The sequence below is a fragment of the Nesterenkonia alkaliphila genome, from assembly GCF_009758175.1.
Taxonomy (GTDB): Bacteria; Actinomycetota; Actinomycetes; order Actinomycetales; family Micrococcaceae; genus Nesterenkonia; species Nesterenkonia alkaliphila.
In genome coordinates this window covers 1-13030 of record NZ_WRPM01000101.1, presented here as the reverse complement: position 1 = coordinate 13030, position 13030 = coordinate 1, and the positions used below count along the sequence as shown (strand labels likewise).

11 protein-coding genes are annotated in these 13030 nt (G+C 65.2%); 4 read left to right on the top strand and 7 right to left on the bottom strand.

Annotation, left to right across the window (positions count from 1 at the left end; all coding sequences use genetic code 11):
- Nucleotides 1-53: 53 nt before the first annotated feature.
- The 4 genes from rpsD to lipB all read right to left on the bottom strand — a co-directional run bounded on the left by rpsD (nucleotide 54) and on the right by lipB (nucleotide 3432).
- Nucleotides 54-686, bottom strand: coding sequence for a 30S ribosomal protein S4 (rpsD, locus tag GNZ21_RS14390; protein WP_157325534.1), 633 nt, complete (start codon nucleotides 684-686; stop codon nucleotides 54-56).
- Between the two features lie 173 nt (nucleotides 687-859).
- Nucleotides 860-1645 carry a DUF4191 domain-containing protein gene (locus tag GNZ21_RS14385; protein ID WP_157325532.1) on the bottom strand — a complete coding sequence of 262 codons (786 nt, stop codon included), beginning with the start codon at nucleotides 1643-1645 and terminating at the stop codon, nucleotides 860-862.
- 18 nt (nucleotides 1646-1663) lie between these two features.
- Nucleotides 1664-2644, bottom strand: coding sequence for a lipoyl synthase (gene lipA, locus GNZ21_RS14380; protein ID WP_157325701.1), 981 nt, complete (start codon nucleotides 2642-2644; stop codon nucleotides 1664-1666).
- 56 nt (nucleotides 2645-2700) lie between these two features.
- Entirely contained in the window at nucleotides 2701-3432 is a 732-nt protein-coding gene (gene lipB / locus GNZ21_RS14375) for a lipoyl(octanoyl) transferase LipB (protein WP_157325531.1), read from the bottom strand.
- 73 nt (nucleotides 3433-3505) lie between these two features.
- Here lipB and GNZ21_RS14370 point away from each other — a divergent pair, with 73 nt between their 5' ends.
- Complete coding sequence (locus GNZ21_RS14370; RefSeq protein ID WP_157325530.1) at nucleotides 3506-4447, top strand: protein kinase domain-containing protein; 942 nt, start codon at nucleotides 3506-3508, stop codon at nucleotides 4445-4447.
- A gap of 3 nt (nucleotides 4448-4450) precedes the next feature.
- Here GNZ21_RS14370 and sucB read toward each other — a convergent pair whose 3' ends face one another.
- Genes sucB through GNZ21_RS14355 form a run of 3 tightly spaced genes read right to left on the bottom strand, consistent with a single transcriptional unit; the run spans nucleotide 4451 to nucleotide 9245 of the window.
- Entirely contained in the window at nucleotides 4451-6235 is a 1785-nt protein-coding gene (gene sucB / locus GNZ21_RS14365) for a 2-oxoglutarate dehydrogenase, E2 component, dihydrolipoamide succinyltransferase (protein WP_157325529.1), read from the bottom strand.
- A gap of 39 nt (nucleotides 6236-6274) precedes the next feature.
- The gene (lpdA, locus tag GNZ21_RS14360) at nucleotides 6275-7639 is read right to left on the bottom strand and encodes a dihydrolipoyl dehydrogenase (protein WP_188503446.1); all 1365 of its coding nucleotides are present in this window, start codon (nucleotides 7637-7639) and stop codon (nucleotides 6275-6277) included.
- Nucleotides 7640-7694: 55 nt separating this feature from the next.
- On the bottom strand, nucleotides 7695-9245 hold the full coding sequence (locus GNZ21_RS14355; RefSeq protein ID WP_229659367.1) for a leucyl aminopeptidase: 1551 nt from the start codon (nucleotides 9243-9245) through the stop codon (nucleotides 7695-7697).
- 120 nt (nucleotides 9246-9365) lie between these two features.
- Here GNZ21_RS14355 and GNZ21_RS14350 point away from each other — a divergent pair, with 120 nt between their 5' ends.
- From GNZ21_RS14350 to GNZ21_RS14340, 3 genes are all read left to right on the top strand, one after another.
- The gene (locus GNZ21_RS14350; RefSeq protein ID WP_157325527.1) at nucleotides 9366-10328 is read left to right on the top strand and encodes a PAC2 family protein; all 963 of its coding nucleotides are present in this window, start codon (nucleotides 9366-9368) and stop codon (nucleotides 10326-10328) included.
- Nucleotides 10329-10440: 112 nt separating this feature from the next.
- On the top strand, nucleotides 10441-11562 hold the full coding sequence (locus GNZ21_RS14345; protein ID WP_157325526.1) for a DUF4192 family protein: 1122 nt from the start codon (nucleotides 10441-10443) through the stop codon (nucleotides 11560-11562).
- Between the two features lie 156 nt (nucleotides 11563-11718).
- The gene (locus GNZ21_RS14340; protein ID WP_188503447.1) at nucleotides 11719-12957 is read left to right on the top strand and encodes an RNA polymerase sigma factor; all 1239 of its coding nucleotides are present in this window, start codon (nucleotides 11719-11721) and stop codon (nucleotides 12955-12957) included.
- Nucleotides 12958-13030 lie beyond the last annotated feature (73 nt).

Below are 13030 nucleotides of genomic sequence, written 5' to 3'. Positions count from 1 at the left end.
GCCCGCCGCACCCCAAACGGGATACGACGGGCATCTGAGGTGAGGCTGTGGGATCAGCGGGCGTAGTACTCGACCACCAGCTGCTCCTCGCAGGTGATCGGAACTTCGGCGCGCTCGGGCTTGCGGACCAGGGTGGCCTGCAGCTTATCGATCTCCACGCTGAGGTAGCCGGGAACGTCCGGCAGGACCTCCTGGTGGGCACCTGAAGCGGCGATCTGGAAGGGCTCGAACTTCTCGCTGCGCTCGTGCACCTGGATGACCTGGCCGGGCTTGACCCGGAAGGAGGGGCGGTCCACACGCTTGCCGTTGACGGTGATGTGGCGGTGCACCACGAACTGGCGGGCCTGGGCGATGGTGCGGGCGAAGCCGGAGCGCAGCACCAGGGCGTCGAGGCGGGACTCCAGCAGCTCGATGAGGTTCTCACCGGTCAGACCGGTGCCCATCCGCTTTGCCTCCTCGTAGTACCGAGTCAGCTGAGCCTCGCGGATGCCGTACTGGGCGCGCAGCTTCTGCTTCTCGCGCAGCCGGACGGCGTAGTCGGAGTCGGTGCGGCGGCGGGTGCGGCCGTGCTGACCGGGACCGTAGGGGCGGCGGTCCAGGTACTTCTGGGCCTTGGGGGTAAGGGCGACGCCGAGGGCCCGGGAGGCCTTCACAGTGCGGCGTGCGCGCAAAGGAGTCTTAGGCATAGATGATGCTTCTTTCTGCTAGCGGCATTTCTTTATTCATGCGCCATGGCAGGTGACATGACACGACCTGGCCTCCGAAAGATGTTCCCATGGAGAGTCCGAGCTGCCGATTGCTCGTGAACTGCGGCAGAAGGCGCACTTCTGCCTGCCAGACGAAGAGACAGTCTACCAGATCAGCCGCGCAGGGCCTTCCTGTCCGGGCGTGCGCGCCAGGGGTCCACGCCTTTGGGCACCGGCGGCTTGCTGATCGGCAGGGTAGAGAGGCGGCGCTCCACCTCGTGCACCTCGTGCTTGTTCAGCGATTTGTCGAGCTTCTTGATGTGCTTGGTGAGTTTGGGCAGCGGCACCTGGTCCTTGCCGCGTCCGGACTGCACCACGTGGATGGGCACCTCATTGCGTAGGATCGGGCGCAGCCGCTTCTGCGCTTTGGCGGCGAGCTTATTGGCCCGTCCTGAGGGGCCCTCGGTGACCAGCACTACGCCGGGTTTGCCGATGGCGCGGAAGACCGCGTCCTGGGTCTTGGCGTCGATCTGGATGGGCTCCTCGGAGACCACCCAGCCGCGGCGCAGAGTGTTCAGGGCTGCGGCGGCAGCGCCCGGACGGCCCTCGATGCGGGCGAAAGCGGCTTTCTCGGCACGGCGGTTCATCACAATCATGGCCGCCAGCAGGCCGAAGGGCAGGGCCATCACCAGGGCGAAGATCCAGTGCAGGATCAGCGAGATCAGGATGAAGGTCGCCGCAAAGGTGACGATGCCGGCCAGCAGCATCCACCACAGAATGTTCTTATCGTAGGAGCGGGTCATGTTGAAGACCTGCTTGATGCGGGAGAAGAACCCTTCGCCCGAGGCCTTCTTGGCCTTCTTATTGGCCTTGCGCTCCTGCGCCTGAAGTTTCTGCTGCTGGCGGAGCTTCTTCAGCTCAGCCTTGGCCTGCTGCTTAGTGATCTGGGAATCTGCCATGATGCCGCTCAGTCTAGCTCAGAATCCGGCAGCAACGAGAGTCGCGGCCTCCTGCTTGGTCTGGCCGGAAGGCTGGATATGAGAGAGCTCCGCAGGGATCTCCCAGCCCTTCTGCTGCATAGCCTTGGCCCAGAGTGAGCCCGCCCGGTAGGAGGAGCGGACCAGCGGCCCGGACATCACGCCCAGGAATCCGATCTCCTCAGCCTCCTGGGAGATCTCCATGAACTCCTGCGGCTTGACCCAGCGGTCCACCGGCAGGTGCCGGGGAGTGGGGCGCAGATACTGAGTGATGGTGATCAGATCGCAGCCGGCGTCGTGGAGGTCCTGCAGCGCCTCGGTGATCTCCTGGCGGGTCTCGCCCATGCCCAGGATGAGGTTTGACTTGGTGATCATGCCATGGCTGCGTCCCTGGGTGAGCACGTCCAGGGAGCGCTCGTAGCGGAAGGCGGGGCGGATGCGGCGGAAGATGCGCGGCACGGTCTCCACATTATGTGCGAACACCTCGGGTTTGGCCTCGCAGATCCCGGCGATGTTCTCCGGGCGCCCGGAGAAGTCCGGGATCAGGATCTCCACTCCGGTGCCGGGGTTGAGCTCGTGAATCTTACGGATGGTCTCCGCGTAGAGCCAGACACCCTCATCGGGCAGATCGTCGCGGGCCACGCCGGTGACAGTGGCGTAGCGCAGCTCCATCTCGCGGACAGATTCGGCCACCTGCAGGGGCTCGGACTCATCCAGAGCAGCCGGCCGGCCGGTGTCGATCTCACAGAAGTCACAGCGCCGGGTGCAGGCGGAGCCGCCGATCAGGAAGGTAGCCTCACGGTCCTCCCAGCATTCGAAGATGTTCGGGCAGCCGGCCTCCTCGCAGACAGTGTGCAGCCCTTTGCCGCCGACCCGCTTCTTCATCTCGGCGAACTCCGGCCCCATTTTGACCTTGGTGCGCATCCACTCGGGTTTGCGCTCCACGGGGACGGCGGCGTTCTTCGCCTCCACGCGCAGCATCCTGCGGCCCTCGGGGGCAATGGTGCCGGTTCCTGCTGCGGCGGGAGCGCATCCGCTCAACGTGTGACCTCTTTCTTCGGTGCTGACAATGTGCAGGCAGTGAGCAGCTCGGAGGGCTCCGAAACTGCGGCAGCTGCCCCTGATGTGAGGTAACGCGGCAGTACTGCCTGCAATTCCTGCGCGATCCGAGGTGCGGCATCAGCCGGCGTGACGGTGCGGCCCAGCTGCTCGGAGATGCTGGTGGTGCCTGCGTCGGTGATCCCGCAGGGGATGATCTTGCTGAACGGGGCGAGCTCATTGGAGCAGTTCAGGGCCAGCCCGTGCATGGTCACTGAGCGGTGCACACGGATCCCGATCGCGGCGATCTTCTGGTGCACCGGTCCTTCGGTGAGCCAGACTCCGGAACGGCCCTCCACCCGGCTGCCGCGGATCCCGTAGTCCTCGGCCAGGACTCTGATGATCGCATTCTCCAGGGCGCAGACGTAGTCCTTGACCAGGGAGCGGTCCCTCAGGTGCAGGATGGGGTAGGCCACCAGCTGCCCGCGGCCATGCCAGGTGAGTTTGCCACCCCGGTCCACATCCACCACCGGGGTGCCGTCCTGGGGAAGATCCTCCGGCTCGGTGCGCTTACCGGCGGTGTAGACATCAGCATGCTCCAGCATCAACAGGGTGGAATCAGCCTGCCCGTCGAGAATTTGAGCATGTAGGGAACGCTGCATCTGCCAGGCCTCACGGTAGTCCACCAGATCGGGATCGAAGCCGAGGTAGCGAGTCTGCAATGAGGTCATGGCACCAGCCTACTCTTCAATTGGTTGTGGATAACTTTCTGCGAGTTTCTCGGATTCGGGGCAGGCTGGTCGTATGGAACACTACGACGCCGCCCCACCTCCTCCACCACGGATACCGGGACTCAGTACGCTGCGGCTGCTCGGAGTGGGCGGGCGCAGTGCTGTGTGGCTGGTGCAGTGCACCGCCGCAGCGGAGCGCACCATCACCTGGGTGGGCGCCGGAGCCCCGCGCAGACTGGCACTCAAGATACCTCTGCAGGCGCCCCGCGGAGCTGCTTCGCTGCGTTCAGCCCAGGGTGAACTGGAGGCGATGCTCCCGCTGATCCACCCTCACCTGGTGCGGCCCTGGGGGGTACTCGCCACTGCGGAGGGCCGCACCGGCCTGCTGCTGGAGCCCTATACCGCAGGATCACTGGCCCAGCTGCTGAGCAGTGTGGGCAGACTGAGCCCGGGACAGGCGGTCACTGCGCTGACCCCGGTGGCCCAGGCCCTGGAGCACCTGCACAGCAGAGGAGCGGCCCATGGCGATCTCAGCTGCGCCAATATCCTGCTCAGCCCTGAGGGCAGGCCTGCCCTGGGGGATCTCGGCGATGCCGCAGTGCTGGGAATGCCGAACCGGTGGGGTTCTCCGGAGCAGGATATCGCCGACCTGGCAGCTGTGGGCTGGGCGGCACTGACTGGGCATGAGCCTGGTCCCAGCGCAGCGCGTGCTCCGCTGCAGAGCTTGCTGCCTCGGGCACCGGAGCCGCTTGCTGCGTTGCTGGAGGAGGCACTGAGCCCGCTGTCCGGCTGCCGGCCACTGGCCGGCGAGTTCGCCGTCGAGCTCTACGCCTGCGCAGCTCCCGAACCGTTGGACCTGCTCCCAGCGATTGACGATGCCGCCCTGGCAGAGGTTCCCACCAGGATGGCCTCGATCAGCCAGGCGGGCCACAGCCGGCGGGGCTGGGGGCTCAGAAATGCGGTTAAACGACTGTGGGGACCCGCCCGGAAGCGGACCCCCACAGTGGTGAACTGAGAGCTACAGCCCCAGCTGGGCCTCGAAGTTGCCCTCCTCCAGGCGCGCCTTGAGCGTCTGCAGGAAACGGCCAGCATCAGCGCCGTCCACGATCCGGTGATCATAGGTCAGCGAGAGGTACATCATGTGCCGGATGCCGATGGACTCATTGCCGTCAGCATCGGTGACCACCATAGGCCGCTTGACGATGGCACCGGGGCCCAGGATAGCCACCTGCGGCTGGTTGATGATCGGAGTGTCGAACAGAGCCCCGAAGCTGCCCAGGTTGGTGATGGTGAAAGTTCCCCCGGAGAGCTCGTCAGGGCCGATCTTGTTCTCCCGGGTCCGCTTGGCCACATCAGCGATCTTCTTGGCCATACCGGCCAGCGAGAGGTCACCGGCATCGGCGATCACCGGAACCATCAGGCCCTTCTCCGTGTCCACGGCGAAGCTGAGGTGCTCCGAGTCGTGATAGGTGATCTCCTGGGACTCCTGGTTGTACTCGGCGTTGAGCACCGGGTGCTGCTTCAACGCCTCGGTGACAGCAGCAGCAATGAACGCCAGGTAGGTGAGGTTGGCGCCGTTCTGCGCCTTGAACGCCTCTTTGGCCCTGGCCCGCAGGTTCACGATGCGGGTCATATCCACCTCGTGCACCTGGGTCAGCTGGGCTGAGATGTCCAGGGACTCGTTCATCCGCTGGGCGATCACCTGGCGGATCCTCGGGGCCTTCTCGGTGCTGCCGCGCTTGGTGGTGTCCACCTTCACCTCGGGTGCTGGCTTGGCAGCGGCAGAGGAGTCTTCCTGGGCCGGCTTGTCCACCTCGGCGGCGTCGAGCACGTCCTGCTTGCGGATGCGGCCGCCCACTCCGGTGCCCTTGAGGGATGAGAGGTCCACACCCTTGTCCTTTGCGAGCTTGCGCACCAGCGGGGTGACATAGCCTTCAGCCGAGGTGTCCTCGGCGGGCTCGGACTTCTTCTGCTCAGCCTTGGGTTCGGGCTTGGATTCGGGCTTCGGCTCCTCTTCAGGAGCCTCCTGCTCTGCCGAGGCATCCTTGGGCTGCTCCGCGGGCTCTTCCTCGGAGGCCTCTTCGGCCTCTTCAGTGGGCTCCTCAGACTTGGCCGCAGGTGCTCCACCGGAACCGATCAGGGCCAGCACTGCCCCGACCTCCACAGTCTCGTCCTCAGAGACCTTCAGCTCCTGGACGGTGCCGGCTACGGGGGAGGGGACCTCGGTGTCGACTTTATCGGTGGAGACCTCCAGCAGAGGTTGATCGACCTCCACCTCATCGCCGACCTCCACCAGCCAGCGGGTCACGGTGCCCTCGGTGACAGATTCGCCCAGGGCAGGGAGGGTGACCTCCTCACCCTCGCCGCCTCCGGTCTCCGGAGCTGGGCTGTCCTCCTCGGGGGTGGACTCACCGCCGCCGGACTCCCCGGCGGCCGGCGTGGGGGCCTCCTCCTCAGCGGCCTCCTGAGTCTCCTCAGGCTGCTCAGCCTCAGTGGCTGCCTCCTCCTGCTCCTCAGCACTGTCTGCTGAGGCGTCGTCGTTCCCAGAATCCTCACCGGAGCCGGAACCGTCGCCGATGGTGATCAAGGGGGCGCCGACTTCGACGGTCTCATCCTCAGAGACCAGAAGCTCCTCCACGGTCCCAGCCACCGGAGAGGGAACCTCGGTGTCGACCTTGTCGGTGGAGACCTCCACGATGGGCTGGTCGACCTCCACCTCCTCTCCGACCTCGACGAGCCAGCGGGTGACAGTGCCCTCGGTGACTGACTCACCGAGTGCGGGAAGGTTGACAGTCTCAGACATTGGTCCGGCTCCTACTCATTCAATTCGTGGATGGGCTGCTCAGCCGTGGAGGGGGTGGCCGAAGAGCGCCATGGCGGCTTCTCCGAGTGCTTCGTTCTGGGTGGGGTGCGCATGGACGAGGGTGGCGACATCCTCCGGGTATGCCTCCCAGTTGACGATCAGCTGGGCCTCACCGATCTGCTCACCGATCCGCGAGCCGATGCCGTGAACGCCCACGATCGGGCCCCCCTTGACACCGACCAGCTTGATGATGCCGCCGGTGCCCAGGATGGAGGATTTGCCGTTGCCGGCCAGGTTGTACTCAGTGACCTCGATCTGGTCCTTGCCGAACTTCTCCTCCGCCTTGGGCTGGGTGTAGCCCACCGACATGATCTCCGGTTCGGTGAAGGTGACCTTGGGAATATTGATGTCCTCGACAATCACCGGGTTGTTGCCGGCGATCTCCTCGGCTACAAAGATGCCCTGTTGGTAGCCGCGGTGGGCCAGCTGCAGACCGGGGACGATATCGCCGACGGCGTAGATGTTCCCCACGCCGGTGTGCAGGCGCTCATCGGTGATGACGAACCCGCGGTCCAGGGTGATGCCCTGCTCCTCGAAGCCCAGGCCCTCAGTCACTGGGCCACGGCCCACTGCTACCAGGCAGATCTCAGCCTCGAAGGTCTTGCCGTCTTCCAGAGTGACCTTGACACCATCTGAGGTCTCCTCGACATCCTTGAAGAAAGTGCCGAGGTTGGACTTGATGCCGCGCTTCTTGAAAGAGCGCTCCAACTGCTTGATGATGCTGGGATCCTCATTGGGCACCAGGTTGGGCAGGCCCTCGATGATGGTCACATCGACCCCGTAGGAGTTCCAGGCGGAGGCGAACTCGGAGCCGATCACTCCGCCGCCCAGCACAATGGCGGACTTGGGGGTGTAGTCCAGCTCCAGGGCCTCAGTAGAGGTGATGATCCGCTTGCTCAGCGGCAGGCCGAAGGTCTTAGAGGTGGAACCGGTGGCCAGCACGATGTTCTTGGCCCGGTAGGTGGTGCCTGCCACCTCGACCTCGTTCTGCGAAACCAGCTTGCCCTCGCCCTCGATGACCTGGACCTTGCGCATCTTCAGCAGGCCGGAGAGTCCCTTGTACTTACCGGCGACGATGCCGTCCTTGTACTCCTTGACCTTGGCCATGTCGATGCCCTTGAACTCGACATTGACTCCGTACTTCTCGGACTCCTTGGCCTCATCGGCCAGCTCCGCGGCGTGCAGGTAGGCCTTGGTGGGGATACAGCCAGTGTGCAGGCAGGTGCCGCCCAGCTTGGCCTTCTCCACCAGCGCTACCGAGAAACCGTGCTGGACGCTGCGCAGAGCGGCCGCATAGCCGGCGGAGCCGCCGCCGAGCACCAGGACGTCAAATTCTTCAGCCACTTCTCAGGCTCCTTTGGGTGAGACGTTTTGAGTTATGTACTTGGGCATCAGACTATCAGCGGGCCAGGCCCTCAAGATAGGTGATCAGAGTGCGTACACTGACCCCGGTTCCGCCCTTAGGCATATAGCCGTAGGGGCCCTTCTCGTTGAAGGAGGGGCCGGCAATGTCGATATGTGCCCAGGGGATGCGCTTCTGCTCTGGATCCAGGGCATCCTTGGGAGCATCCGGCTTCTCTGGGACGAACTCTCGCAGGAAAGCCGCCGCATTGAGCATGCCGCCTTCCCGGGCCCCGGTGTTGGTGAGATCGGCCACAGCGGATTCGAACCCGCTGATCGCCTCCTCCGGGATGGGCATCGCCCAGTGAGATTCGCCGGCATCCTGGGAGGCCTCGACCAGATCCTCGCGGAGGTCCTCATTGCCCATCACACCGGCGGTGCGGTTGCCCAGGGCGATCATCTGGGCCCCGGTGAGTGTGGCGATATCGATGATCGCATCCGGGTTCTCCTCACCGGCGGCCACGATTCCGTCGGCCAGCACCAGGCGGCCCTCCGCGTCAGTGTTGAGTACCTCCACAGTCTTGCCGCCGTAGATGGTGATGACATCCTCCGGGCGCTGCGCGGTGGAGGAGGGCATATTCTCCGCCAGGCAGAGCCAACCGGTGACCCTCACCGGCAGATCAAGATCTGCCGCTGCCTTGACCACGGCCGCCACTGTGGCGGCCCCAGCCATATCCAGCTTCATAGTGGTCATCGCATTGGCCGGCTTCAGGGAAAGCCCGCCGGAGTCGAAGGTGATGCCCTTGCCCACCAGGGCGATATGGGCCACGGGCTTTGCGGGGGAGTGCTCCACCCGCACCAGACGAGGCTTGCGGGAGGAGCCGCCGCCGACTCCGAGCAGACCGCCGAACCCGCCCTTATCCAACTCCTTGTGGTCCCATACCTTGATCTTGAGCTTGGAGCCCTGGGCGTGGCCCTTGACGGCCTCGGCGAAGGACTCCGGGTAGAGGTGGCTGGGCGGGGTGTTGACCAGGTCCCGGGTAGCACGCACTGCGGCGGCCACAACAGAAGCCCGGGCTACGGCCGGCTTGGTGTGCTTGTCCTTTAGCTCGGTGAGCACAGCGATCTCAGCCACCGGGGTCTTGGAGCGTGCGCTCTCAGAACCCTTGAAGTGAGGGAAGCTGTAAGCGCCGAGGGCCGCACCCTCGGCCACTGCGGCCACCTGCTCCACCGTGGCAGCCGGCAGAGCCAGGGCCACGGAGCCGGCTGAGGAGAGCTGACGCACCGCTGAGCCGGCGGCCCGGCGCAGCGCCTCAGTAGATAGTCCGCCGTCCGGCTCGCCGGTCATTGGTCCGACGCCGATCAGCACCAGGGTCTCAGACTTGAAGCCGTCCACACCGGGCAGCCGCAGCAGCTGATCGGCTGCACCGGAGGCACCCAGGGCCTTGAGCGAGTCTGACACCCCCTTAGCGGCCTTCTCAGCCAGTGGGTTCGGCAGCAGCACCGGGCCGTCCGGGCCCTTGGCCACGCCGATCACCAGTGCATCGGCGTCAACTTTCTCTACTGCGGAGGAAACGGTGGTCACGGTGGGGGCGAAGTCACTAATCACGACTCCGATACTATCCACAAACGACCCTGGCCCGTCACCGTTGTCGGGAATGTGTTGAGCTGGTCCGCTGTTACCTGACAGAACACTACAGACCACACCGCAGGGGAGGAGCCGGAGCCGGTGACCAATGCCGAAGAGTTCAATCTGCTGCACATCCATGCCGATGAGGATCAGGGCACGGAGTCTGATGCAGCCTCGCCAAGCACTGACTTGGTACACCGTGAGGCAGCAGCCGGGCCCCGGATGCCGCTGCTGGTGTCCATCTCCGGGCACACCGACGCCGGACAGCTCTCCGAGCAGCTTGCCGAAACCCTGTTGGGCCGGCTGCAGCACCGCAGCGTGGCCCACTTCGAAGTTGATGATCTCTTCGACTACCGCTCCCGCCGCCCTCAGCTGACCTTTACCGGTAACAGGTTCTCCGAGTTTCAGGGCCCTCGGCTAGAGCTGTTCGAGGTGGTCGATGCCTCAGGCCGCCCCTTCCTGCTGCTCACCGGCGATGAGCCGGACTTCCAGTGGGAGTCGGTCACCGAGACTCTACTGCAGCTCATCGAGCAGATCGATGTGCGTCTGGTGGTCACTGTGGACGCCCTAGGCCTGCCCACCCCGCACACCCGCCCGGTGGGCGTAACTGCCCACGGCAACCGGACGGACCTGGTCGAAGGCATCTCCACCTGGTCGCCAGAGGCCAAGATCGAAGGGGGGCTTTCCCAGATGCTCGAGCTGCGGGCAGACGAGGCCGGGCGCGACGTCGTCGGCTACACCCTCCATGTGCCGCACTACCTGGCCGGGGGCAAATACCCACAGGTGGCAGTGGCCGCCCTGGAGTACGCAGGGGCCGCCGGGGAGCTGATGCTGCCCACTGATGAGCTGCGGGAGGCTGCCCGCTCCGTGGAGGCCGATATCACCCGGCAGGTGGAACAGGCTCCGGAGATCGCACAGCTGGTCAGGCAGCTGGAGGCCAATTTTGACCAGTACGCCACCACCAATCAGCGCTCCTTGCTGGTCAAGGAGGGCGATACCGTTCCCGACGCCGAGGAGCTGGGCGCAGCGGTGGAAGAGTTCCTGCGCAACCAGAACGGCTGAGCGCCCGGGGCAGTTTTCCCCAGGCTCGGCATCGGCTGGGCGACTCGCCGGGGACTCCCCAACGACCCGGCCGAGCATCCCAGCGCGTTCGCGGACGCCGGAATCTGGGAACATGACCCCATCACACACACCCCGGAACCCATCTGCTGACTCAGAGAGCGCACCGCTGAGCGTGGCCGATCCCGGTGACGCACTGGCGCTGGTGCAGCACAGCTTCGGCCATCTGCCCCAGGACTCTGTGGTGATCCTCGGACTGCTCCAGGGATCCACCGGCGGGCACCTCAGAGTGGATCTAGAACCAGCGCTTCAGAGCCCGGTGCCGATGGGCTGGCGCTGCGCGGAGTGGCTGGCCGGCCCCGAGGCGGAGCCGGTCCCCGAGGCGGTGCTGGTGGTGATCTTAGACTCTGCGCCCCTGATCCCGGACACCCCGGGACGGCATGATCTGTTCCTCGCTGCGCTCAGTGAGCAGCTGCAGCGGCTGGCAGGGGTGCGCACCAGCCAGGTCTGGCATGCCGGCGCCGGTCGAATTCGGGACTATCACTGCCCCGACGCAGACTGCTGCCCCTATCCCGGAGAGGATGTGGCGGAGGTTCTTGCCCGCAGTCTGCAGCGGGTTCCGGGACTGGCCCCCAGTAAGACGCCCAGCCCCCAGGAGCAGGTGGATGCCTTCCTTGCGGGAAATCCGCTGATCACCGCCGGTGCAATCGCCGCCGCATGGGCGCGGGAGGAGGCCCCGGCTGTCTCAAAGGATAAAGTGCGCACCATTTGGGAAGCGGCTCTGGACCGGACCCAGCGCTGCGGCGGGGCAGACTGGCTGCACTCCACAAAGGGCTGGATCCCCGCACTGCTGCGACCCGCGGAGAGCCTCACCACAGCCGGGCTGATCATGCGGCTCACCGGCGCTGAGGATCCCTGGGGGGACTCACCCCAGCCCCCGCCCTGGCAACGGGTGGAGGCCCTGGACCTGCTGCTGCACCAGCTGGTGCCCTACGCCCAGCCCCGCCAGCTCGAGCAGCTGATGGGCCTCAAAGCCTGGACTGAGTGGATCCGCGGCTGCGGGTCCAGCACTGATGCCTTCGCCGCGGCAGTGCAGCAACGCTTCCCTGAACGGTGGGCTGATCAGCAGGACCCCACCCTGGCGGCCCTGGTGCGGAGCTGGATGAGTGCCGTAGGAGTCTGCCCCTGGGCACGGGTGAAACGGACCAGCTACTCCTGGTGGAAGAGCAGCCGATAAATTCCTCTGCCGAACCGGGAATGGACTGCGCAGCAGCCGTGTTCATACACCGTAAGACCCTGCAGCCCGGGGAGGAATCTGTTCTGAACCGGGACTTGACAGGGTCATAGGCGTGTTGAGCGTCTGCACCTCAAGTAAACGAGACGGAAGGTCATCGTGCCCACTACTGCGTCGAAGTCCACAGCAGCCAAGAAAAGCTCTGCGGTCAAGTCCACCGCTGCGAAGAAACCGGCAGCCAAGAAGACCGGAGGGCGGAAGAAAGCCGCCGACCCAGTCGAGGAGATCCTTGCCGAGGAGGAGGCCTCACCCACTGAGGCCCTAGAGTCAGCCGTGGCCAAGGCCGAGAGCACCGGCGAGGACGCTGAAGAGCTCATGGAGGCCAAGTCCGGGGACAACGAGGACGATGACTCAAGCTCCGGCCGCGGGTTTGTCATCTCCAACGCCGATGACGACGACGCCCCCGCCGTCCAGGTGGTCTCCGCCGGCGCCACCGCCGATCCTGTGAAGGATTACCTGAAGCAGATCGGTAAGGTGGCCCTGCTCAACGCTGAGCAGGAGGTGGACTTGGCCCTGCGGATCGAAGCTGGCCTCTATGCCGAGCATAAGTTGAAGAACAGCCCGCCCAAGGACAAGCGGGCCCGCCGGGACCTGGAACTGGTGGTGGCTGACGGCAAGAAGGCCAAGAACCACCTGCTGGAGGCCAACCTCCGCCTGGTGGTCTCCCTGGCCAAACGCTACACCGGCCGCGGCATGCTGTTCCTGGACCTGATCCAGGAGGGCAACCTCGGTCTGATCCGCGCTGTGGAAAAGTTTGACTACACCAAGGGATTCAAGTTCTCCACCTATGCCACCTGGTGGATCCGTCAGGCCATCACGCGCGCGATGGCTGACCAGGCCCGCACTATCCGCATTCCGGTGCACATGGTGGAGGTCATCAACAAGCTCGCCCGCGTGCAGCGCCAGATGCTGCAGGACCTGGGCCGTGAACCTACCCCGGAGGAGCTGGCAGCAGAGCTGGATATGACCCCCGAGAAGGTGGTCGAGGTCCAGAAGTACGGCCGCGAGCCGATCTCCCTGCACACTCCGCTCGGCGAGGACGGGGACTCCGAGTTCGGTGACCTGATCGAGGACTCCGAGGCAGTGGTGCCCTCCGATGCAGTGAGCTTCACCCTGCTGCAGGAGCAGCTGCACTCCGTGCTGGACACCCTGGCTGAACGGGAGGCCGGGGTTGTGGCGATGCGCTTCGGTCTCACCGATGGCCAGCCCAAGACTCTTGACGAGATCGGCAAGGTCTACGGGGTGACCCGTGAGCGGATAAGACAGATCGAGTCCAAGACCATGTCCAAGCTGCGCCACCCGAGCCGCTCTCAGGTGCTGCGCGACTACCTGGACTAGGTCACAGGGACTAGCGGGATACGGTTCCCGAGTGTCTTTAGGTGTGAAGGCCGGCGCCGCTGCAGCCGGCCGA